The sequence below is a fragment of the Streptomyces sp. NPDC001544 genome (genome assembly GCF_042894285.1).
Classification (GTDB): domain Bacteria; phylum Actinomycetota; class Actinomycetes; order Streptomycetales; family Streptomycetaceae; genus Streptomyces.
The window spans coordinates 427,802-449,282 of the sequence record NZ_JBIAVN010000005.1 but is presented as its reverse complement, the minus strand read 5'-3'; the positions used below and the strand labels follow the sequence as shown (position 1 = coordinate 449,282).

Below are 21,481 nucleotides of genomic sequence, written 5' to 3'. Positions count from 1 at the left end.
GAGCTTCGTCATGCCCAGAGCACCGTTCATCGTGGTTCCACCAGCGGCCCTCACGCTCGTCCTCGGCACGTGGGGGCTCACGCGGGGGAACAGCATGTGGCGCGACGAGGCGGCGACGTGGGAGGCGACCCACAGGACCGTCCCCGAGATCTGGCACCTGCTGGGCCGGATCGACGTGGTCCACGGCCTCTACTACCTCCTGATGCACATCGTTTTCACGGTCTTCGGAGACAGCCTCTACTCCCTGCGACTGCCTTCCGTCCTGGCCATGGCAGGCGCCGCTGTCGTGGTCACCCTGCTGGGTTCCCGACTGGCCGGCCGCTGCACAGGACTGGCCGCGGGCCTGGCGTTCGCTCTTCTCCCCGCGGTACAGCAGTACGCGCAGGAGGGACGCCCGTACGCTCTGGTGACCGCCTGTGTGGCACTGTCCTGCCGGCTGCTCGTAGCGGCGATCGACAGCCCGGGCACAGGCCGCTGGGCGGCGTACGGCACGGCCGTGCTGGCGGCCGCGCTCCTCAACTGGTTCTCCCTCATGGTGCTGTGCGCGCACGCGCTGACCATGGTCCTCGCCGGCCCGCCGCGCGCGACGGTCGTGCGATGGGCACTCGCGGCGTGCGCCGCCGTGCTGGGCGCGGTGCCCCTTGTCGTGGCGAGCCGGGCACAGGCGGAGCAGATCGCCTGGATCCCTCCGACCGGACCGGGCACGCTGCTCGGCCTCTTACTGACACTGCCGGCAGGTGGGCTGTGCGCATGGCTCGCGCGACCCGGAACGGCCGGTGGCGGGCCGCGCGGCGCCCGGCCCACGCTCACCACGCTGGCCCTGCCGCTCCTCGTCGTCCCGCCGCTCCTGCTGACCGCCGTCTCCACGGTCCGCCCCGTCTACCAGGCCCGCTACGTCCTGTTCAGCCAGGTCGGACTCGCCCTGCTCATCGGCGCCGCGTGCCACGCACTCGCGTCTCGCGTCCGGACCCCACCCCGCCGCACCATCGCCGCGGTCACGGTTCTCGCCTTTCTCGGGCTGCTGCCCGTCGAGGTGTCACTGCGCGGCGCGAGCGGACGGATCGACGACGTGCTGTCCACGGCCCGGAACGTCGCCACGGTCCGTGAACCGGGTGACGCGGTGTTGTTCATCCCCGCGGCGCGCCGTGACACCGCCCTGGTCTCGCCTGCCGCGTTCACCGGGGCCGACGACGTGGCACTCGCCGAGAGCCCGCTGGGGTCCGGCACCCTGAACGGTGTGGAGGGCACCCCGCGGCAGATAGCGGACGCCATGCTGACCGCACGCCGCATCGTGGTCGTCACCGACGACAGCGCGGTGCCCCTGACCACGGCCCGAGACCGGACCAAACAGCGGGTCCTGCGCACCCACTTCGTCCGCTGCCTCGAAAGGAGCGGAGCAGGGCGCAAGGTCGTGGTCTACGAACGCCGTCCGGGCTGAACGGCCCCGCGCTCGGCCCCGCCCCGGGCGGAGGCCCCGCCCGACGCGGCCCGCCGGCCGGATCCGCGGACCGCCTTGCCGGAGGCGGCGCCGGTCGCAGCCCCGGCCCCGGACTGGCGGCCGGAACCGCGCCCGCCCGTTCCGGCGGCGCTACCGGGGGAACCGCCGGAACCCGCGCGGCGGGCAGAACCGCGCCCCCCGGTCGCCGAGGTGCCGGCGGACGCCGTCGTCCCGGCCGCGGCCCGGCGTTCGGAGCTCCGGCCCCCCGTCCTGGCGCCGGCACCGGTCGCCGCTTTGGCCCCTCCGCCGTTCCGGCTCCGGCGGCCGGCCCGCCTGCCCGGCTTGGCGTCCGCCTTCCCGTCCGGGCGGGATGCCGCCGGTGTCGCCGGCTGGGGGACCTCGATGGTGACGGGCACGCCGGACGGCTCCCGGGCGCCGGTGATGGCGGCCAGTTCCGCGTCGCTCGAACCGACGCGGGCCGCCCGAGGACGGATGCCCGCGTCCGACATGAGCCGGGTGACGTCCCGTTTCTGGTCCGGCAGGACCAGCGTGACCACGCTGCCGGAGCCGCCCGCGCGGGCCGTGCGGCCGCCCCGGTGGAGGTAGTCCTTGTGGTCGGCCGGGGGATCGACGTTCACGACGAGATCCAGGTCGTCGATGTGTATGCCCCGGGCCGCGACGTTCGTCGCCACCAGCGCGGTGACCTGACCGTTCTTGAACTGCTCCAGCGTGCGGTTGCGCTGCGGCTGGGAACGACCTCCGTGCAGCGCCGCCGCGCGGACACCGACGGCCAGGAGCCGCTTGGCGAGCCGGTCGGCCGACCTCTTGGTGTCGAGGAAGAGGATGACCCGGCCGTCACGGGCCGCGATGCGGGTGGTGACGGCCTTCTTGTCGGTCTCGTCCTGGACGTGGAGCACATGGTGCTCCATGGTGGTCACCGCTCCCGCGGACGGGTCCACGGAGTGCACCACGGGGTCGGTCAGGAACCGCTGCACCAGACGGTCGATGTTGCGGTCCAGGGTGGCCGAGAAGAGCATGCGCTGCCCGTCGGGCCGTACCTGCTGGATCAGCTTGGTGATCTGCGGCAGGAAGCCCATGTCGGTCATCTGGTCGGCTTCGTCCAGCACCGTGATGCGTACGTCGTCGAGCACGCAGTCGCCGCGTTCCACGAGGTCGTTGAGCCTGCCGGGGCTCGCCACGACCACCTCCGCGCCGCGCCGGAGCGCACCGGCCTGCTTGGTGATGGACAGTCCGCCGACCACGGTGGCCATCCGGAGGTTGACCGCCGTCGCGTACGGGGTCAGCGCGTCGGTCACCTGCTGGGCGAGTTCCCGCGTGGGCACCAGCACCAGGGCGAGGGGTGCCCTGGGCTCCGCCCGCAGCCCGGCCGTGCGGGCCAGGAGCGCCAGCCCGAACGCGAGGGTCTTGCCGGAGCCGGTGCGTCCCCGGCCCAGCAGGTCACGGCCGGCGAGGGAGTTGGGCAGGGTGGCGGCCTGGATGGGGAAGGGGGTGGTCACGCCCTGCGCGGTGAGGGTCTTCAGCAGCCCCGCGGGCATGCCCAGAGCGGCGAACTCCTCTACGGCGGGGAGCCCGGGTGTCGTGCTTTCCGGCAGCTTGAACTCCCTCGACGACGACGCGGACGGTGGGGGTGACGAGGCGCGTCGGTTCGGTTTCTGGGGCCTGCGGGACATGCGGTTGTCTGCCTTCCTGGAAACAGCACGAACCGGGGTCCGCACCATGGCGGTGCGGACCCCGGTGCGTCGATACGCGTCCGGCGCTCAGGCGGGGACGATGTTCTCCGCCTGCGGGCCCTTCTGGCCCTGCGTGACGTCGAAGGAGACCCGCTGGCCCTCCTGGAGCTCACGGAAGCCCTGCGACTGGATGTTCGAGTAGTGGGCGAAGACGTCGGGGCCGCCGCCGTCCTGCTGGATGAAGCCGAAACCCTTTTCGGCGTTGAACCACTTGACGGTTCCCTGTGCCATGACTTTCTCCTTCTGTAGGCAGAGGGCCCATCCGGAGATGCCGGAAAACAAATAATGCGCCCTAGGAGAAGCATTCCCGTCAGGCGCACATAAGTATATGGGTACCACAACTGCAACAACGAGACCGTAGCACAGCTCGGCGGTCGGTGCCGGACAATCGAGGCGCGCGTCGGCGGGGCGCCATGCCGGCACCGTGTCAGCACCCCTCCGGCACCCGGTCGTCGCACCCTTCCCCGCGGCTTCAACGGCCTCACGCCTTGGCCGGAGAGGCACCGGCGACGGTGGCACGGAGTGCGGCGTTCTGCAACGCCGTGACGCGCTCGACGACGAGTGCCGCCGGCACGGCCGCCGCGATCATGAGAGCCTCTGCCACCACGAGGAGGGCCATCGGCTCCGGGGCCAGGCGGCTTGCCACGACCACCAGCGCGTGCGTGACCCAGGCGGCCCACCACAGATTCACCAGTGTCGTGTCTCGCCGCTCCCCCCACGCGCCGGAGCTCGCCCGCCCGATGTCGAGGACGACCTGGCGGGGGGCGTAGAAGTTGACCACGGGTACGAACCACGCGCCGATCGTCCGACCCCTGCTCGGGACCGAGGCCTGGGGGGGACAGCTCCTGGGCGTTGTGCCGGCAACGGTCGAGCCACACGAGGAACAGCACGGTCGGGAGAGTCATCAGATCGACGAAGAGCATGGAGACGAGGCCCGACTCGTGCAGGGACGCATCCGTGTGGTGCAGGTAGTCGTTCCGGACGGCCACCGCGCGGAAGACGTCCGCCACGGCGGCCGCCGCTATCGCCGCCTGCGCGGAGCGGGCAAGGATACGGGGAGCTTTGCGGGCGGCACTCGTCATCGTCTTGTGGCCTGTCGCGGAGGCGTGGGCGGTCACGGCGGGGCACCAGGGCGGAGCGATCATATGGTCTGATCCCGGAGCCTTGGCCGTGTCGGGGGAGCAACTGTCAGGGCCCTCTGTCCGGAGGCGGTCTGACGGCGCAACACTCACCCCGCCCGTTGGAGCAGCGGCGATCACCGGCACACTCTCCCTGTCGCAGTCCCTTCACCAAGGATGAACCAAGCATGATCACGCTCACTAAGGAAGACGGCCCTGCGGACCTGGATGGAGTGACCCATCTGTCGATCGGAGTGTCCTGGGATCCCACGGGGGGTGCCAGTGGCGGCATCATGGGCGTGCTCCGCCGAAAGGCAGGAACCGACCTGGACTTGATCGCCATCGCCATGCAGGGTGCGGACCCGGTGCGCCTGGCCGGTCTGGACTCCCTCGACCCCATGGGCAACGGCTCACTCGTGCACAGCGGCGACAACCAGACCGGGCGCGGGGACGGGGACGACGAGACGGTGACCGTGGAGTTCGCGCGCCTGCCGGGCAACGTCACTTCGATCGTCTTCGTCGCCGCCGCCTTCAAGAAGGGCAGCTCCTTCCAGAAGGCGCGCAACATCAGCTTCAAGGTGTACGACGCGACCGGCGGCAGCTCTCAGCAGGTCGCCGACATCTGGCCCAGCCTGCTCACCCAGGACAACGGCTGCGCCGTGGCGAAGGCCGTGCGGGTGGGAGACGCATGGAAGCTGGAAGTGATCAACGTGACCGGGAAGATCAAGCAGGGCGACGAGCACGCCTTGATGCGTTTCGCGATCAGCAAGTAGCGCGTCCGCGTCGTCCGTCTCGCGTGGCGCAGGGACGCGCGGCGCGGATGGCAAGCACGGTGGGACCGGCGAGGTCCTGGACAACCCTGCTGTGAGCGCGGTGTCCCGTACCGGGCAGTACCGGCGCGACGGTCGTCCAGGTCCTCGTTCCACGCCCTCCGCCCCTGAAGAAGCATTGCCGTACGAGGGGTGTTGACGGGCCGCGTCGGCACCTTAAGATCCGTGCTGCTCGAAGTGCCGATCATTGTACGGGATTTCGAACGGGTCAGTTGACGGCTTCGGCAGGCTGCCCTGCTCCGGCCGTACGCAACGCAACGGTCCGTCACAAAGGAATGAGCCGCATGCCCTCAGAAGCCGGAGTGCCCCGCAGAACCGTCCTCACCGCCCTCAGCGCCGTCTCCCTCGCCGGGACCTTCGCCGCCGCCGCCCCGGCCGGGGCCGCCGAACCGACCGGCGCGACCGCGAGCACCACCGCCGGGAACCTCCCCGCCGCAGCCGCCCACTGGACCTTCGACGAGGGCTCCGGCACCCTTGCCGCCGACTCCTCCGGCAACGGTCGCACCGTGACGCTCCAGGGCGCGGCCGGGTGGGACACCGGCAAGGTCGGCGCCCACAGTCTCAACCTCAAGGCGGGCGGCAACGCCACGGCCTCCGGGCCGGCCCTCGACACCTCCAAGGGGTTCTCGGTGGGCGTCTGGGTCAACCTCGCTCAACTCGGCGGCTACCAGACCGCCGTCAGTGTCGACGGCAAGGTCGTCAGCTCCTTCTACCTGGGGCTGCGGGACGACACCGGCACCTTCGCCTTCGCCCGGCTCGACTCGGACGCCACCCAGGGTGCCGCGGTGGCGGCCGCCGCCTCAGCGCCCAGCACCGACACCTGGACGCACCTGACCGGCGTCAGCGACCCGACCGCCGGAGTCATCCGTCTCTACGTCAACGGCGTACTGGAGGGGGAGACCGCCTACACCGCGGGCTGGGCCGGCAGCGGCGACACCGCCATCGGCCGCGCGCTCTACGGCGGTGGGCACGTCGACCAGTGGCACGGCCTGATCGACGACGTGTGGATGTTCCCGTCCGTCCTCACCTCCGACCAGGTCGCGGCGCTGGCCGGGGTCCCGGTGGAGTCCACGACGCCGCTGCTCAGCGTCGACGTCGCCAACCCCGCGCACGCCGTGTCCCCCATCCTCCCCGGTTTGATGTTCGAGGACATCAACCACTCCGGCGAGGGCGGTCTCTACGCCGAACTCGTGCAGAACCGCTCGATGATGGCGGACGACAGCACGCCCGTCCACTGGTCGGCCGTCGGCGGAACGACCCTCGCACTCGACACCAGCACGCCGCTCAACACCGCGCTGAATCGTTCCCTCAAGGTCGTGCTGCCGAGCGGCACAGGGGCGGGACACCGGGCGGGCGTCGCCAACGACGGCTTCTGGGGCATACCGGTGCGGCCCAGAACCGCCTACACCGCCCGGCTGTTCGCCAAGGCGTCGCGGCGCCTCGGCCCGCTCACGGTGGCCATCGAGTCGGCGGACGGCGCGACGGTGTACGCGTCCGCCCACGTGTCCCACATCGGCACCTCCTTCCGCGACCGCCCGTTCGAGCTGACCCTGCGCACCGGTTCACGCACCCCCGTGGCCGGTGACGCGAGGCTGACCGTCACCACCGCCGACCCGGCCGCCGCGGGCGAGACGCTGTGGCTCCAGCACGTGTCCCTGTTCCCGCCCACCTACCACCACCGGCCCAACGGCCTGCGCGTCGACCTGATGGAGAAACTGGTCGCGCTGGGGCCGAAGTTCCTGCGCTTCCCCGGCGGAAACTTCCTCGAGGGCAACACCGTCGCGACACGCTTCAACTGGAAGCAGACCATCGGTCCCGTCTGGGAGCGCCCCGGCCACATGGACGACGCCTGGGGCTACTGGTCCACGGACGGCCTCGGCCTCCTCGAATACCTGCAATGGGCCGAGGACATGCACGCCCAGCCGGTCCTGGCCGTGTACGCCGGATACTCGCTCAAGGGCGAACACGTCACCGGCGACGCGCTCACGCCGTTCGTCCAGGACGCACTCGACGAGATCGAGTACGTCACCGGCCCTGCCACCAGCACCTGGGGTGCACGACGTGCCGCCGACGGACACCCGGAGCCGTTCCCGCTGGAGTTCGTCGAGATCGGCAACGAGGACTGGTTCGACTCCTCGGGGTCGTACGACGAGCGGTTCGCGGCCTTCCACGACGCGATCAAGGCGAAGTACCCGCATCTGAAGCTGATCGCCACGACGTCCGTGACGAGCCGCACGCCGGATCTGATCGACGAGCACTACTACCTCGCGCCGTCCGCCGCCCAGGCCTCCACCCACAAGTACGACAACCGGGACCGTGGTTCGACGAAGGTGTTCGTCGGAGAGTGGGCCGCGCAGGAGGGCCGCCCCACACCCGACCTCAACGCCGCGCTGGGCGACGCCGCTTGGCTGGCCGGGCTGATCCGCAACTCGGACCAGGTCCTCATGGAGTGCTACGCGCCACTCTTCTCGCACGTGAAGAACAACGTCTGGGCCACCAACCTGATCGCCTACGACAACCTCACCAGTTATGTGTCGCCCAGCTACTGGGCGCAGCAGATGCTGACGAGCAGGCTCGGCACAACCGTGCTGCCGGCCACCGCACGGGCGCTGCCCGGCCTCGCGACCGTGGCGACCCGCTCCGGGAACCGCCTCTACCTCGCGGTCGTCAACTGCGGGACCGAGAAGCTGAACGTACCGGTCGAACTGAAGGGGCTGGCCAAGGGCGTCAAGAGGCAGGCCACCGCGACGATCCTGACCGGCCCCTCACGCGCCGCCACCAACACGCTGACGGAACCCGACACGCTGGTGCCCAGGACGAGCCGCGTCACCGGCGCGGCAGCGTCCTTCACCAGCACGGTGCCGCCGCTCTCGGTCACCGTGCTGGAACTCGTCCTGACCTGATCGCCAACCACCCGACGCCCCGCACGGGGCGTCGGGTGGTTGGCGTCCGGGGCGGTCAGCGGCGGGTCAGCCGTCCCGGGCGTCCTGCGCGAGGGTGACGAACAGTGGCATCCTGTGCAGCGGCGGGGGCTCTCCCGGCAGGCCGAGTCGCTGCCAGGCCAGTCGGGCGGACAGCTTCAGCACCCGTCGGGCCCGCACGAGGAACAGGACGGCGAGGGGCAGCTCCACCAGCACGGCCGAGGCGACGCTCGCCCACACATCGTCCTGCCCCCAGCTCAGGGATATGTCGAACCAGGCGTCGCAGACGAGGAGCGTGGCCGCCACGTACGACAGCGGGACCATGGCCTGCCGTCTCAGCCACACCGCGGCGCCCGCCGCGGCCAGTGACGCGAGCAGCATCACGTCGAAGCCCACCCAGACCATGGGCCAGTACCGGGCTTCGAACCGATCCGGCAGCGACACCGCAAGGTAGGCGGTCCAGGGGACGAGCGCGGCCACGCACAGGCCGAGCTGCCAGAGCACCCGCCGTCGACGACGGCGCAGCGTGGAGCGGTCCGGTGCGAGTACGTCGGCCGTCATGTCGGTGGGGGCAGTGGGATCGCTTCGCTCACTCATCTCCGCCTGTTTCTGCCGGCAGCGGCCGACGCAGCGAACCGCCGTCGGCGGTGGTGAACCGCCCCTCCGGGCGCCCGTACGGGGGCAAACCCACCATGCATGGTACGGCGATGTCGCATGGCGACCACATCGCCTCCGTGCCCGTGCTCAGTCGGTCACTCGCAGCAGCAGCTTGCCCGTCGACGTACGCCCGCCCATCAGCCGATGGGCCTGCGCCGCGTCCGCGAGCGCGAACTCCGCGGTGATCGGAAGGGTCACGGTGCCGCCCGTGACCGTGCCGAAGGCGCGCTCGGCCAGTGAGCGCAGGGCCTCGGGCGCCGACTGAGCGAGGGCCAGAATGGAGAAGCCGCCGACGGCACGGCCCTTGGCATAGAGCTCGGCCTGTCCCACGTGCCAGGGCTCGGCCCCGCTCGCGTTGCCGAAGGACACCAGGCGACCGAAGACGGCCAGAACGTCGAGGCCGTGGCGAAGGGTTTCGCCGCCCACCGGGTCGAGCACCAGGTCGACGCCCCTGCCGCCGGTGGCACGGCGAACCTCGTCGGCGAAGGAGTCCGTGGTGAACACCTGGTCATAGCCGTGCTCGAGGGCGTGCCCGGCCTTGGCCGAGGTGGAGACCACGCCGTACACCGCACCGGCACCGGCCGCCCGTGCCAGCTGCCCGGCCACGGTACCGATACCTCCCGCGGCGCCGTGCACCAGCACGCTCTCCCCGGACCGAAGCCGTCCCACCTCGTGGACGAGGGCGTGCGCGGTCGGCAGCACGGTGGGAAGCGTGGCCGCTGTCCGCAGGTCCAGGCCCTCGGGCAGGGGGAACACGGTGGTGTGTTCGGCGACCACCACTTCCGCGTAGGCGCCGCCGTGGACGAGGGCGGCGACCTCCTGCCCCGGACGCAGCCCGTCGACGCCCTCGCCGACGGCCCGGATCCGGCCGGAGACCTCCAGGCCCGGACGGAAGGGCAGCGACTCCACCCGGTAACCCTCGGCGCGCGCCTTGAGATCCGCGTAGTTCACGCCGACGTAGGCCGCGTCGATGGTCACCTGGCCCGGCCCGGGCTCGGGAGTTCCCACCTCCACGGCCTTCAGCACCTCGGGACCGCCGTACTCCTGGAACTCGACTGCGCGCATGACGGAACGCACCTCCCCACGACTAGTTCGACGAAAAGCGAACACTATGAGTGTAAGACGTTCATCGAACACTGGGCAAGTGGAGGGGGCGCTCCAGGGCTTTGGGACGGGTCGCCGCGGCGGCGTGTCATGCCCCGCGGTGGCGGCTCCGGTGACGACGAGGGCATGACGCCCCGCTCCGTAAATCCGAGGCCCGGACGCAAGGCAGTCGGGCGAGTGCTCGGGCGAGGCCAGGGCCGACGTGGTGATCCCTGGGCGGGGGATCCCTCAGACGGCTTCCTTGCCGTCCTCTCTCGGGACGCCCGCCGAGTCGCCCCTCAGTACCAGGTCCAGCAGGCCGGGGAAGCGGGCGTCGAACTCCTCCCGACGCAGCCGGTTGAGCCGCTTGGGACCCTCGTCCCGCTGCTCGATCAGGCCGGCGCCGCGCAGCACCGCGAAGTGGTGGCTCTTCGCGGCCTTGCCGACCGATACGTCGAAGCTGCCACAGCTGCGTGTCCAGTCCGGGGACCCGGCCAACTCCCGTATCAGCTGGATGCGCACGGGATCGGCGACCGCGGAGAGCGCGGTGAGCAGGGGGACGTCGTCGGGATGTGTGTGGACCGGAGCCGACCGGTGACTTCCCCCCGCGGCCTGGTTCGACATACACCGCTCCCTGCTGTCCGTGCGCGCTCGGGCACTCCGCGAGGTCCCCTGCAGCCTGTTGAGTGTTCGATGAACATTTTACACTCCAGGCGAAGCGTCCGGCCCGGCAAAACCGTGGCGGCGAACCCGGTCATGGGCGGGGAGGCGAGTACTCGGCGGAATACCAGTGCGCGTTCTGGGACACGATGCCGGGCGCACGGCACTCCTGAGGAGGCCGGGGACCGGCCACGGAGCATCAGCCACCGTGCCGGTCCCCGCCCCTGCGGCCCCGCTACTGGAGAAGTGGCGGCACCTCCGGCACCTCGATCGCGTTCGCGATGTCGGCCGGCGTCAGCTGGAAGTTCTCGGGGTAGGCGTCGCGCCGCGTACGACGGGCGGGCTCGGTCGTACGCCAGGTGTAGAGGCAGCGGCCGCACTGGAGTACGTCCCACACTCCGGGGACGGGTGAGGTGGCGAGCCGGGCGACCGTCTCGAAGGCGCAGCGGGGGCACTGGGCAGGCAGATCGCTCATGGGGTCGTCCTTTCAGGAGAGCGGGGAGGGTGTTCAGGCGCGGTCCGCGAGCATGCGCTGCAGTCGGGCCGCCCACTGCGCGGTCTCCGGCAGGTCCTTGGCGGGCGTGGAGAAGTTGCCGCGGACGTCCGGGGAGACAGGCGTCGTCGCGTCGATGATCATCTTGCTGGTGATGCCGGCGGGCTGGGCCGCCGGGGCCAGCTCCAGGACGGACAGGTTGGGGATGACGACGACGTCGTCCTTCGGGTTGACCTTGGCCGACATCGCCCACATGACCTGCGGCAGGTCGAAGGGGTCCACGTCCTCGTCGACGAGGAGCACCTGGGACACGTAGCCGAGTCCGTGCGGCGTCGTCATGGCGCGCATACCGACGGCCTTGGCGAAGCCGCCGTACCGCTTGGCCGTGGAGATGATCACCATCAGGCCGTGCGTGTACATGGCGTTGACGGCCTTCACCTCGGGGAACTCGGCGCGCAGCTGCTTGAGCAGCGGCACGCACGTGTTGGGGCCGACGAGGTAGTCGCACTCCGTCCACGGCATGCCGAGGTAGAGCGATTCGAAGACCGGGTTCGTCCGGTACGAGACGCGGTCGACGCGGATGACGGGCATGCGGCGCCCGCCCGAGTAGTGGCCGGTGAACTCGCCGAAGGGACCCTCGATCTGCCGCTTGCGCGACTCGATGACGCCTTCGATGACGACCTCGCTGCCCCACGGTACGTCGAAGCCGGTGAGCGGCGCGGTGGCGATCGGGGCGGGCTCACCACGCAGGGCGCCGGCCATCTCGTACTCGCTCTGGTCGTACGCCATCGGCATCCCGGCGACGATCGCCATCACCGGGTCGTTGCCGAGGGTGATGGCGATGGGCAGGTCCTCGCCCTTCTCCTCGGCCTTGCGCAGGTGCTGCGCGACGTCGTGCATGGGGACCGGCTGGAAGGCGAGACGGTTGGTGCCGATCACCTGGATGCGGTACGTGCCGACGTTCTGCTTGCCGAAGTTCCCGGGATCCTCGGGGTCGCGCGAGACGACCGCGGCCTTGTCGAGGTAGAAGCCGCCGTCTCCGTCGTTGAGACGGAACAACGGGAGCACCGAGAAGAGGTCGACGTCGTCGCCCTCCCGGGTGTTCTCGCGCCAGGGCGCGTCCTCGCGGCGCTCGGGCGCGACGGGGAACGCGTCCCAGCGACGTGCGAACTCCTCCACCTGCTCCTTGACCGGGGTGTTCCTCGGCAGTCCGAGCGCGAGTGCGTGGTTGGCCCAGGAGCCGTGCACGTTCATCGCGATCCGGGCGTCGGTGAAGCCCTTGACGTTGTCGAAGTAGAGGGCGGGGGCGTTCTCGCCGATGCGGCCCGTCGCGTTGGCCGCGGCCGCGAGATCGGGTTCGGGCAACACCTCGTCGGTGATGCGCAGGAGCTGCCCCTGCTCGTCCAAGGTGCCGAGGAAGCTGCGCAGATCGTCGTAGGCCATGGGGAACTCCTTTGCCGTGGGCAGGGGGCTTCAGGCGGCGTCGCGGGAAGCGGTGCGGGCCGCGCGCATTCCGGCCCAGCGCCTGGCGGCGGGCGCGGGCAGCTCGAACTGGTCGAGAATGCGGGCCACCACGTGGTCGACGATGTCGTCGACGGTGCGCGGGTGGTTGTAGAAGGCGGGCATGGGAGGCACCAACTGCACGCCCATGCGGGCGAGTTCGAGCATGTTCTGCAGATGGATCTCGCTCAGCGGGGTCTCTCGGGGGACCAGTACGAGCCTGCGCCGCTCCTTCAGAACGACATCGGCGGCGCGCGCGACCAAGCCCTCCGCGTACCCGGTCCTGATTCCGGCGAGGGTCTTCATGGAACACGGCACGATCACCATGCCGTCGGTGCGGAAGGAGCCGGAGGAGATGGTGGCGCCCTGGTCGTCGGGGTGGTGGATGACGTCCGCGAGCGCGGACACCTCCGCCACGGACAGGCCGGTCTCCAGCTCGATCGTCGTGCGTGCCCAACGGGACAGGACGAGATGCGTCTCCACGTCCGGCAGCTCGCGCAGGTTCTCCAGGAGCCGGACACCGAACGGGGCGCCCGTCGCCCCGGTCATTCCCACGAGCAACCGCACAGGACCACTCCTCACACGTTGCTGACCTGTGCTTTCACGCTAGGAGTCGGTACGGCCGCGGCGGCGGTACCCTCGGGACTCACGATGGGGAAAAACGGACACGATCGACAGGATCGGCATACCGACGTCAGGGACCTGGCCTACACCCCGACCGTCGGCGCACCGGCCGGGGTCGAGGTGATGGAGCTCGCCGCCCTGTACGAGCGGGCCCGCCGCCACGGCAACGACCCGTACGCGCCGCTGCGCCCGTCCTTCCACCAGCTGATCAACGCCCGCGACCGGCCGCTGCTGGTAGGAGTGGACTTCGTCGAGTACGCACTGCGACCGGGGTCATGGCTGTGGATCCGGCCGGGGCAGGTGCAGCGGTTCGGCCCCGGCCTGAGGGCGGCGGACGGGGTGATCGTGCTGTTCGAGGCGGGATTCCTGCCGCCCGCGACCGTGGCGGCGGCCCACATGGACCCCCCGTACGAGCAGCGACCACTCACCCCCGAGGGCCCGGACGCGGAGGGCGTGCGCCGCGCCCTCGACCATCTCGGCTACGAGTACGGCCAGTTGGCCTCGCTGGAGCTGCGGACACACACCGAGGTACTGCGCGCCCTGCTGTCCGTCCTGGTGATGCGGCTCGCACAGGCCCGCGGCCCGGCTCCCCGGCCCGCCGCCTCCTCCGAGGCGTTCCGCCGCTTCCACGCGGCCGTCGAGCGGGACCACGCGGTGACCCGGCGCGTCGAGGACTACGCGGCGGCACTCGGCTACAGTCCGCGCACGCTGACCCGGGCCGCGTCCGCCGCGACGGGCCGCACGGCCAAGCAGTACATCGACGACCGGGTGCTGTTGGAGGCCAAGCGGCTGCTCCAGCACAGCCGCCTGGCGGCGAAAGAGGTCGCGGACCGCCTCGGCTTCGTCGACGCCAGCGACTTCACCAAGTTCTTCCGGCTGAGGACGGGTGTGACGCCGGGGACGTTCCGGGGTGTCCAGAGGTGATCAGTGGCCGGTGGTGGTGAAGTCGGCGAAGTCGTCCTCACTCGGGTAGCCCGGGTTGTGGGCGGTGCCGAAGAGGCCGACGTCCTGGGTGGCCGCCGCGGAGGGAATGTTCGCGGTGCTCAGCGGGGTCCAGACGGTGCCGTCGGTGGAGTAGTAGCCGGTGTAGGCGGTGCCGGAGCGGACCAGCCGGATCCAGCTGGGCAGCACCGGCTTGCCGACCCCGGAGCCGTTGGCGACGGTGCCGGAGTCGAGCCGGCCGTCGCCGTCGGCGTCCCACTGCATGAAGTAGCCCTTCTTCGCACTCACCCCTACGGTCACGTAGCCGGGTGAGCTGTTCGCGGCCGTGATGTCGTTGCGCACCATGATGCCGGTCTTCGCCCCGGAGTTCTGGTACTGCTGCCCGGTGACGCGGACCGTGGTGCTGGAGCCGTCCTGTTCCGCACCGGGGAGGTAGAGCGCCCCGTACCCGTTGTTCGATCCGTAGACGTCGGAGCCGGCCGCCCGGATGCCCAAGGCGGTGCCGACCTGCGAGAACTGCGCGGGCTCAGGGGTGGAGGCGAAGGCGCGGAACGGGGCCCGGACGGGTGCGCCGAGCCGGACGGAGGTGTGCCCGGCGGCGGAGCCGATGCCGGGGACAGGGGTGCCGGTGTGCCAGAGAAAGCCGGCGCCGGCGTCGAGGCGGGCGGTCGGGAAGAGCTGGGGGATGGATGACGGTGCCGTGACACGGTAGGTGGCGCGGACGGTCGCGCCGGGGGCGACGGAGACGAAGGAGGTGCGGGAGAGCGCGGTGGCCCTCCAGCCCTTCGGGACGCGCAGGGTCATGTGGACAGCGGTCGCGGCGGTGGTGCCCCGGTTGGTGAAGTCCGCGGTCACCGTGGTCTGCTGACCGATCGTCAGGGTGTCGGGAGCGCTGACGGTCACACCGGTCTGCGGGCGGGCCGGGGCCGTGCCGGTGGACCAGGGGCGGACCCGGAGCAGGGCCACGCCGTGGGCGGGGACGGAGGCGGCGACGGCGCTGCCGGAGGCTCGGGCGACCTGGTGCGTCCACAGGTTGTCGAGGCGGTACGAGGAAGAGGCGGGCAGGCCGGCCGTTCCCGGGGCGACGGAAACGGTCTGGGCGCCGGGCCCGGTGTTGAACAGCCCGATGATCACGTCGCCGTTCGGCTCCGTCTTGGCGAAGACCTGAGCGGTCGCGCTCTTGCTCACCCGGGAGGCGTCGGTCGCGTCCTGGTCGACGGCGATCACGTCACGGTTCGTCAGCAGCTCGAGGTCGGGGCCATAGAGCTTGGTGAGGTCCGTACCGAGGAGCAGCGGTGAGGCCGCCAGCGACCACAGGCTCAGCTGGGTCCGCCGTTCGTCGGGGGTCAGCCCGCCGTCGTCGCCGTTGCCGACCTCGATCGAGTCGTAGTCGTTGAACGCGCCGGGTCCGCCGTACGGCTGCCAGTCGGCGACCTGGTCGAACCGGGCCGACATCCGCTGCCAACTGGTCAGCGGGGTGCTGGAGCCGTTGACGCCGCAGTAGCACTCGATGTCGCCGCCGGTGCGCCAGCCGTTGCTGGTGGCCCGCCAGGTGGCGGCATCCGCGATGCTGAGCGAGTTGGACAGCTCCAGGTGCATCGGCCGGCCGGTGGCGGCGATGGCTTGGTGCCATGCCTTCATGTCGGGGCGGTTGTCGGTGGGGACGAGGCCGCCGCCGGGGCCGACGAAGTCCATCTTGATGTAGTCGACGCCCCAGGAGGCGAACAGATCGGCGTAGCTCTGGACGTACTCCTGCGCGCCGGGCTTGCCGAAGTCGATGCGGTAGGAGTCGTTGTGGGTGTTGCCGGGCCGCGTCGGGTCCGCCATGTCCTGCATGTGGTACGGGGTGCCGTGGACCGGCAGGTTCTTCTGGTACGCCTCGATCGGCACCCCCGGCGTGAGGTAGATGCCGAACTTCAGGCCCAGACCGTGCAGATACGACGCGAGCGCGGGCAGGCCGTCGGGGAAGCGGGTGGTGTCCCAGGCGTCGCGCCCGTACGCGTCCAGGTGGTCGGACCAGCCGGCGTCGATGTTGATGTACCGGTAGCCGTACCGCTGCAACTTGTCGTGCATGACCCGCGCCTGGGCCTTGATCCCGTCCTGGGTGAGGCTACCGCCTTCGCGCAGAGCGCTCCAACTGCTCCAGCCCATGGGCGGTGTGGACGACAGGGAGGGGGAGCTGTCCGCCGGGGCCCCGGGTGCGGGGGCGGCCACCGCGGACGACGCTCCGACGACCAGTCCCAGGGAGAGCACTACCGGTAACAGACGTCTGATCAATCTGGCATGCATGGGGCGGCTCCTCGGGATGGTCAAGGGCAAGGTGCCATGTCCTTACGGGTCGAACCGCACACGTTCTACGTGCGATCTACCGCCGCGTCAAGACATTCATCCGATGAATCATCTCGAGCCCGTTGATCTGTGAGGGGCCGCCCTCGCCGGTGTCAGTGGAGCGCGCTGCCCGCGACCCACTCGCTCCACGGCATGTTCCAGTCGCTGAGGCCGTTGTCCGGCGCCAGCGCGGCCTTGTCCTCGGAGTTCTTGACGATCACGACGTCACCGATCAGCGAGTGGTCGAAGAACCACGCGGCGGGCTGCGTGTCGTCGCCGCCGCCCTTGACGTCCTTCAGTCCCACGCAGCCGTGGCTGGTGTTGACGTTGCCGAAGACCGGGTCGGCGGCCCAGTAGTTGCCGTGGATGAAGGTGCCCGAGGAGGTCAGGCGCATGGCGTGCGGTACGTCCTTGATGTCGTACGCAGGCTTGCCGTCCTTCATGAGGCCGACGGTCGAACCGTTCATGTCGATGTGCCTGTACTTCTCGGCGATGACCATCTGGCCGTTGTACGTCGGGTGCTCGGGGCTGCCGGACGAGATCGGGACGGTCCTGATCGCCTTGCCGTCCCGTACGACGGTCATCGTCTTCGTCCTGGCGTCGACCGTGCTGATCTGGCTCCGGCCGATCTTGAACGTGACCGTCCTGTGGACGCCCTGGAGGTCGAGCCCGACGGTGACGGTGGAGCCGGGCTTCCAGTAGTTCCTGGGTCGGAAGTCCAGACGGTGGTCGTTGAACCAGTGACCGACGGCCTGCTGGCCGCTGCTGGAGCTGACCGTGATGCTCGACTGCACGGCGGCCTTGTTGCCGATCGCCTTGTCGAAGGTGACCGTCACGGGCATGCCCACGCCGACGGTCGAGCCGTCCGCGGGGGAGAGGTGTCCTAGGAAGTCGCCGGCCGGGGAGACCGTGGTGATGGTGGCGTTCCCGGTGGCGGGGCGGCCCTGGGCGTCCGCGGCCTGCGCGGCGATCTGATACGTGGTGCCCCCTTCCAGGGGGCCGTTCGGCTTCCAGGACGTGCCGTCCGCGGACAGGGTGCCCGGAATCTCGTCACCGGTGGCGACGGCCGTCATGGTCACCTGGGTGAGCGTGCCGTTGCTCACGGTGACCTGAACCGGGTAGTTGATCCCGACATAGTGGGCGCCCGGCCGGGGACTGATGTCTATTCGGGCGTCGGACGCGTCCTGGGCCGCCGTCTGATTCGCGGGCGCCTGCGGCGTCGGGTGAGCGCCGGCGCCGTTGCCGCCGTCGGCGGCGTGACCGGTGCCGCCGGTCGTGACGGCGAGCACGCCGCCGAGTACGCCGGCCGCAGCCGCCAGTCCGGTGCGTCGCTTACGTGCCGTGATCAAACGCTTCTCCCATGCCGCTGGTTCTGTGAGTCCCTGGAGCAGGTTGCCGGAGTGTGCGACCAGCCCTTAGAGCTACTTATCCATACATCCGGCTGAAAAGGGACAGATTATGGTGAAGCTCACGTTCCGTGCCGCCCTCGAAGGGTGCGGTGACGCGGATCGCCGGCGCGTCGGTTTCGGCCGCCCCGGTACCGTGTGAGGCGCCCCCGTGGCGTCCGGTGCCGTGACCGCTTCGTATATGACCGCGGCGGCAGCGGAGCGCCGACGGGGACGGACAGGACGCTGATGTGAACGCCCACTCCCAGGCCGGGCCGACCGAACCCCCGCCGACCGGACCCCGGTCGGCGGATGCCGACGCCACGGGGAGCACACCCGTGGCACGTGAGCCGCGGCTCAGGCGGTGGCTGCGACGCGCGGTGTCCGTCTGCACCGTCCTGCTGGCCGTCGTCACCACGGCCTCCCTGGTCTTCAACGCTTTCACCGCGGGGCGTGCCGCACCCCCCAAGGGGCTGCGCTACGTGCAGGCGGCCGATGTCCGCACCCGGTACCGGACCTGGGGCACGAGCGGGTCGCCCGTCGTCCTCGTCCACGGCGCCTTCGAGCAGGCGGACACCTGGTCACGCCTCGCGCCGCTCCTCGCCCGCGATCACCGGGTCTACGCGCTGGACCTGACCGGAGACGGCTACAGCGAACGCCGTGGCCCCTACACCGTCGACCACTTCACCCGGCAGCTCCTGGGCTTCCTCGGCGCCCTGCACCTCGGCGGCCCGGGCGAACGCCCCCTTCTGGTGGGCCACTCCAGCGGAGCCGCGGTCGTCACGGAGGCGGCTCTGCGAGCTCCGGGGCGGATCGGGGGCGTGATGCTGCTCGACGGGGACGCGTTGGACACGGGCGCCGGTCCGCCGTCCGCCTTGAAGTACGTGCTGATCGATCCGTACCGCACCAGCCTGCTGCGCCTCGGCCTCGGCAGCGACTGGCTGATCCGCTCGTTCTACGACACCCAGTGCGGGCCGGCCTGTCCGCGCCTGGACGCCGCCGGAGTGGACGAGTGGCGTCGGCCGTTGCGGGTGCCGGGGGCCGAAGCCGCACTGTGGGACATGCTCGGCCAGGGCGTGCCCGGCCTCCCCGCCGACCAGGTGGCCCGACTCGCCGCCGTCCGCATCCCCAAGTCCGTCGTGTTCGGTGCCCAGGACGACGTGTTCAGCGAGCAGACCCCGCAGCAGACCGCGCGGCGCGTCGGCGCCCCACCACCCACCCTCGTTCCCCGGGCCCGCCACCTCACCATGATCTCCAGCCCCCGCGAGGTCGCGGCGGCCGTGGAAGCCCTCGCGGACACCCGTGCCACCGCGCGCAGGCGCAGCCGGTGACGCCGGCCCCGGCCGGGAATGTCCACCGGGGCATGCTCGGGCGTGCCGGAAGCGTCCCGCCCGGTCGCCGGCGTTCGGCCGTCATCCCCGTCCAGGTGCTCCCGCGCGCAGGCCGGCCATGACCAGGTCCAGAAGCCGGTCCGCCTGGGTGCGCCAGTCGTCCGCTCGCCGCGTACGTCCGCGAGGTGGCCGCCGCCGGGCCCGGCTCCCGCGTCACCGTGCTGATCCCGGAGACCGAGCCGGATCGGCTGCCGCAGCGGCTGCTGCGGAAGCAGCGGGGCACGGCCGTCGCACACGCGGTAGCGGCGGGACACCGACGCGGCGATCTGCCCGCTGCGCCCCCGGCTGCCGTGAGCGGGTCGGCGACCGCCACGCGTCCTACTCGCCGGTGAGGATCAGCTGCCGTAAGGGTCCCGTCAAAGCCGTAGGGACCGCCGTAAGAGAGCCGTCAACGGACGACCGGATCCGGCCGGCCAGGGGTCTCCTCTAGTCGTCCCCTTGAACCGAACCTCACTCCAGGAGTTCGCGATGGCCGATCTGGCCTTCGTCGTCATCACCCTCGCGGGTTTCGCGCTGGTGGCCCTCGTCGCCAAGGGGGTGACGAAGCTGTGACCGCCGAGAACGTCGTCGGCCTGGTCGTGGCCGTCGCCCTGCTGGGCTATCTCGTCCTCGCCCTGATCTTCCCGGAGAGGTTCTGAGCGCAGACATGAGTCCCGTACTCGCCGGCGTCCTCCAGCTGCTCGCCCTCATAGGTGCACTGGCGCTCGCCTACATCCCTCTCGGCACCTACATGGCCGGGGTCTACTCCTCGAAGAAGCACCTGCGGGCGGAGAAGTGGATCTACAAGGCCATCGGTGCCGACCCGGACACCGAGATGACCTGGCTCGCGTACCTGCGCGGTGTCCTGGCGTTCTCGGTCGTCAGCGTCCTCTTCCTGTACCTGCTGCAGCGACTCCAGGGTGTCCTGCCCGGCTCGATGGGCTTCTCCTCCGTCAACCCGGCGCAGTCGTTCAACACGGCCGTGTCCTTCGTGACGAACACCAACTGGCAGTCGTACTACGGCGAGCAGACCATGGGCCACGTCGTGCAGACCGCCGGTCTGGCCGTGCAGAACTTCGTCTCCGCGGCCGTCGGGATCGCCGTCGCGGTCGCGCTGGTGCGCGGCTTCGCGCGCTCGCGCACCGGTGAGCTCGGCAACTTCTGGTCCGACCTGGTCCGCGGCACCGTCCGCATCCTGGTGCCGGGCGCGGCGATCGCCGCCGTCGTGCTCGTGGCCTGCGGTGCGATCCAGAACTTCTCCGGCATCCACGAGGTCGGTCAATTCTTCCATGGGCACAGCATGGGCGGTGCGCAGCAGTGGAACGGCGGCGCGGTCGCCTCCCAGGAGGCCATCAAGGAGTTCGGCACGAACGGCGGCGGCTACTTCAACGCCAACTCCGCCCACCCGTTCGAGAACCCGACCCCGTTCACGAACCTCTTCGAGATCTTCCTGCTGCTGGTGATCCCCTTCTCGCTGACCCGCACCTTCGGGGTGATGGTCGGCAGCGTGAAGCAGGGCTACGCGATCCTCGCGACCATGTTCACGATCTGGCTGGGCTTCGTGGCCCTGATGATGTCGACGGAGTTCGCCCATCACGGCCCGGCGCTCCAGGCGGCCGGCGGGGCGATGGAGGGCAAGGAGGTCCGCTTCGGCGTCGGTTCCTCGTCGATCTTCGCGGTGTCCACGACCCTGACCTCGACCGGCGCGGTGGACTCCTTCCACTCCTCCTTCACGGGGCTCGGCGGCGGCATCGCCATGCTCGGCATGATGCTCGGCGAGATCGCGCCCGGCGGTACCGGTTCCGGCTTGTACGGCATGCTGATCATGGCCGTCATCGCGGTGTTCATCGCCGGTCTGATGGTCGGCCGGACGCCCGAGTACCTGGGCAAGAAGATCGGCGGCCGCGAGATGAAGCTCGCCGCCGCCTACATCCTGATCACGCCGGCGCTGGTGCTGGTCTTCACGGCCGCCTCCATGGCGTTGCCGACCCCACCGCACTCGATGCTGAACTCCGGGGCGCACGGCTTCTCCGAGGTGCTGTACGCCTTCACGTCGGCGTCGAACAACAACGGCTCGGCCTTCGCCGGTCTGAACGCGAACACCGACTGGTTCAACACCATGACCGGAGTCGCGATGCTGCTCGGCCGTTTCCTGCCGATGGTGTTCGTCCTGGCGCTGGCGGGCTCACTCGCCGAGCAGCAGCCGGTGCCGGTCACCGCGGGCACCCTGCGCACCGAGAAGCCGCTGTTCACCGGGTTGTTGGTGGGCGCGATCCTGATCATCACCGGTCTCACCTACTTCCCGGCCCTCGCACTGGGACCGCTCGCCGAGGGGCTGGCGTCATGACCACCCGTACAGAGAAGCCAGAGAAGCCAGAGAA

Annotated in this window: 18 protein-coding genes and 1 pseudogene; 8 read left to right on the top strand and 11 right to left on the bottom strand. The window is 70.5% G+C overall.

The features are described 5' to 3' along the window. Positions 1-10 precede the first annotated feature (10 nt). Positions 11-1,438 (top strand): glycosyltransferase family 39 protein, encoded by a 1,428-nt coding sequence (locus ACFY0F_RS17140; RefSeq protein ID WP_388794003.1) that lies wholly within the window; start codon positions 11-13, stop codon positions 1,436-1,438. Here the strand turns inward: ACFY0F_RS17140 and ACFY0F_RS17135 are convergent. From ACFY0F_RS17135 to ACFY0F_RS17125, 3 genes are all read right to left on the bottom strand, one after another. Then, entirely contained in the window at positions 1,417-3,129 is a 1,713-nt protein-coding gene (locus tag ACFY0F_RS17135) for a DEAD/DEAH box helicase (protein WP_388794000.1), read from the bottom strand. The genes ACFY0F_RS17140 and ACFY0F_RS17135 overlap by 22 nt on opposite strands. Before the next feature lie 87 nt (positions 3,130-3,216). Next, positions 3,217-3,420, bottom strand: coding sequence for a cold-shock protein (locus ACFY0F_RS17130; RefSeq protein ID WP_016578941.1), 204 nt, complete (start codon positions 3,418-3,420; stop codon positions 3,217-3,219). Between the two features lie 250 nt (positions 3,421-3,670). Next, entirely contained in the window at positions 3,671-3,970 is a 300-nt protein-coding gene (locus tag ACFY0F_RS17125; RefSeq protein WP_388793998.1) for a DUF4328 domain-containing protein, read from the bottom strand. 525 nt (positions 3,971-4,495) lie between these two features. Here ACFY0F_RS17125 and ACFY0F_RS17120 point away from each other — a divergent pair. Further along, a complete protein-coding gene (locus tag ACFY0F_RS17120; protein ID WP_388793995.1) occupies positions 4,496-5,080 on the top strand; it encodes a TerD family protein in 585 nt (194 codons plus the stop codon). A 341-nt stretch (positions 5,081-5,421) separates the two neighbouring features. Next, positions 5,422-8,040: an alpha-L-arabinofuranosidase C-terminal domain-containing protein gene (locus ACFY0F_RS17115; protein ID WP_388793993.1), complete on the top strand. Its 2,619-nt coding sequence runs from the start codon at positions 5,422-5,424 to the stop codon at positions 8,038-8,040. Between the two features lie 66 nt (positions 8,041-8,106). Here ACFY0F_RS17115 and ACFY0F_RS17110 read toward each other — a convergent pair whose 3' ends face one another. The 6 genes from ACFY0F_RS17110 to vdcB form a co-directional block, all read right to left on the bottom strand. Then, positions 8,107-8,655 carry a hypothetical protein gene (locus tag ACFY0F_RS17110; RefSeq protein WP_388793990.1) on the bottom strand — a complete coding sequence of 183 codons (549 nt, stop codon included), beginning with the start codon at positions 8,653-8,655 and terminating at the stop codon, positions 8,107-8,109. A 147-nt stretch (positions 8,656-8,802) separates the two neighbouring features. Further along, a complete protein-coding gene (locus tag ACFY0F_RS17105) occupies positions 8,803-9,780 on the bottom strand; it encodes a zinc-binding alcohol dehydrogenase family protein (protein WP_388793988.1) in 978 nt (325 codons plus the stop codon). Positions 9,781-10,047: 267 nt separating this feature from the next. Continuing rightward, positions 10,048-10,422, bottom strand: coding sequence for an ArsR/SmtB family transcription factor (locus tag ACFY0F_RS17100; protein ID WP_388793985.1), 375 nt, complete (start codon positions 10,420-10,422; stop codon positions 10,048-10,050). 271 nt (positions 10,423-10,693) lie between these two features. Continuing rightward, positions 10,694-10,933, bottom strand: a complete 240-nt coding sequence (locus tag ACFY0F_RS17095) for a non-oxidative hydroxyarylic acid decarboxylases subunit D (RefSeq protein WP_388793982.1) — start codon at positions 10,931-10,933, stop codon at positions 10,694-10,696. Between the two features lie 33 nt (positions 10,934-10,966). Next, positions 10,967-12,394 (bottom strand): non-oxidative hydroxyarylic acid decarboxylases subunit C, encoded by a 1,428-nt coding sequence (locus tag ACFY0F_RS17090; protein ID WP_388793979.1) that lies wholly within the window; start codon positions 12,392-12,394, stop codon positions 10,967-10,969. A 30-nt stretch (positions 12,395-12,424) separates the two neighbouring features. Beyond that, a complete protein-coding gene (gene vdcB / locus ACFY0F_RS17085; RefSeq protein WP_388793976.1) occupies positions 12,425-13,018 on the bottom strand; it encodes a non-oxidative vanillic acid decarboxylases subunit B in 594 nt (197 codons plus the stop codon). Positions 13,019-13,102: 84 nt separating this feature from the next. Here vdcB and ACFY0F_RS17080 point away from each other — a divergent pair, with 84 nt between their 5' ends. Continuing rightward, the gene (locus tag ACFY0F_RS17080; protein ID WP_388793973.1) at positions 13,103-13,999 is read left to right on the top strand and encodes a helix-turn-helix transcriptional regulator; all 897 of its coding nucleotides are present in this window, start codon (positions 13,103-13,105) and stop codon (positions 13,997-13,999) included. Here ACFY0F_RS17080 and ACFY0F_RS17075 read toward each other — a convergent pair whose 3' ends face one another. Together ACFY0F_RS17075 and ACFY0F_RS17070 are read right to left on the bottom strand one after the other, a co-directional pair. Further along, positions 14,000-16,306, bottom strand: coding sequence for an NEW3 domain-containing protein (locus ACFY0F_RS17075; protein WP_388793970.1), 2,307 nt, complete (start codon positions 16,304-16,306; stop codon positions 14,000-14,002). 152 nt (positions 16,307-16,458) lie between these two features. Continuing rightward, entirely contained in the window at positions 16,459-17,694 is a 1,236-nt protein-coding gene (locus tag ACFY0F_RS17070; RefSeq protein WP_388793967.1) for an Ig-like domain-containing protein, read from the bottom strand. 374 nt (positions 17,695-18,068) lie between these two features. On the opposite strand from ACFY0F_RS17070, the gene ACFY0F_RS17065 reads away from it, so the two are divergent. The 4 genes and pseudogenes from ACFY0F_RS17065 to kdpA all read left to right on the top strand — a co-directional run bounded on the left by ACFY0F_RS17065 (position 18,069) and on the right by kdpA (position 21,447). Next, positions 18,069-19,061, top strand: a complete 993-nt coding sequence (locus ACFY0F_RS17065; protein ID WP_388793964.1) for an alpha/beta fold hydrolase — start codon at positions 18,069-18,071, stop codon at positions 19,059-19,061. A 158-nt stretch (positions 19,062-19,219) separates the two neighbouring features. Next, positions 19,220-19,415, top strand: a pseudogene (locus tag ACFY0F_RS17060) (amino acid permease); the annotation flags it as partial. Between the two features lie 254 nt (positions 19,416-19,669). After that, complete coding sequence (kdpF, locus tag ACFY0F_RS17055) at positions 19,670-19,759, top strand: K(+)-transporting ATPase subunit F (protein ID WP_009326374.1); 90 nt, start codon at positions 19,670-19,672, stop codon at positions 19,757-19,759. Positions 19,760-19,767: 8 nt separating this feature from the next. Next, positions 19,768-21,447, top strand: a complete 1,680-nt coding sequence (gene kdpA, locus ACFY0F_RS17050; RefSeq protein WP_388793960.1) for a potassium-transporting ATPase subunit KdpA — start codon at positions 19,768-19,770, stop codon at positions 21,445-21,447. Positions 21,448-21,481 lie beyond the last annotated feature (34 nt).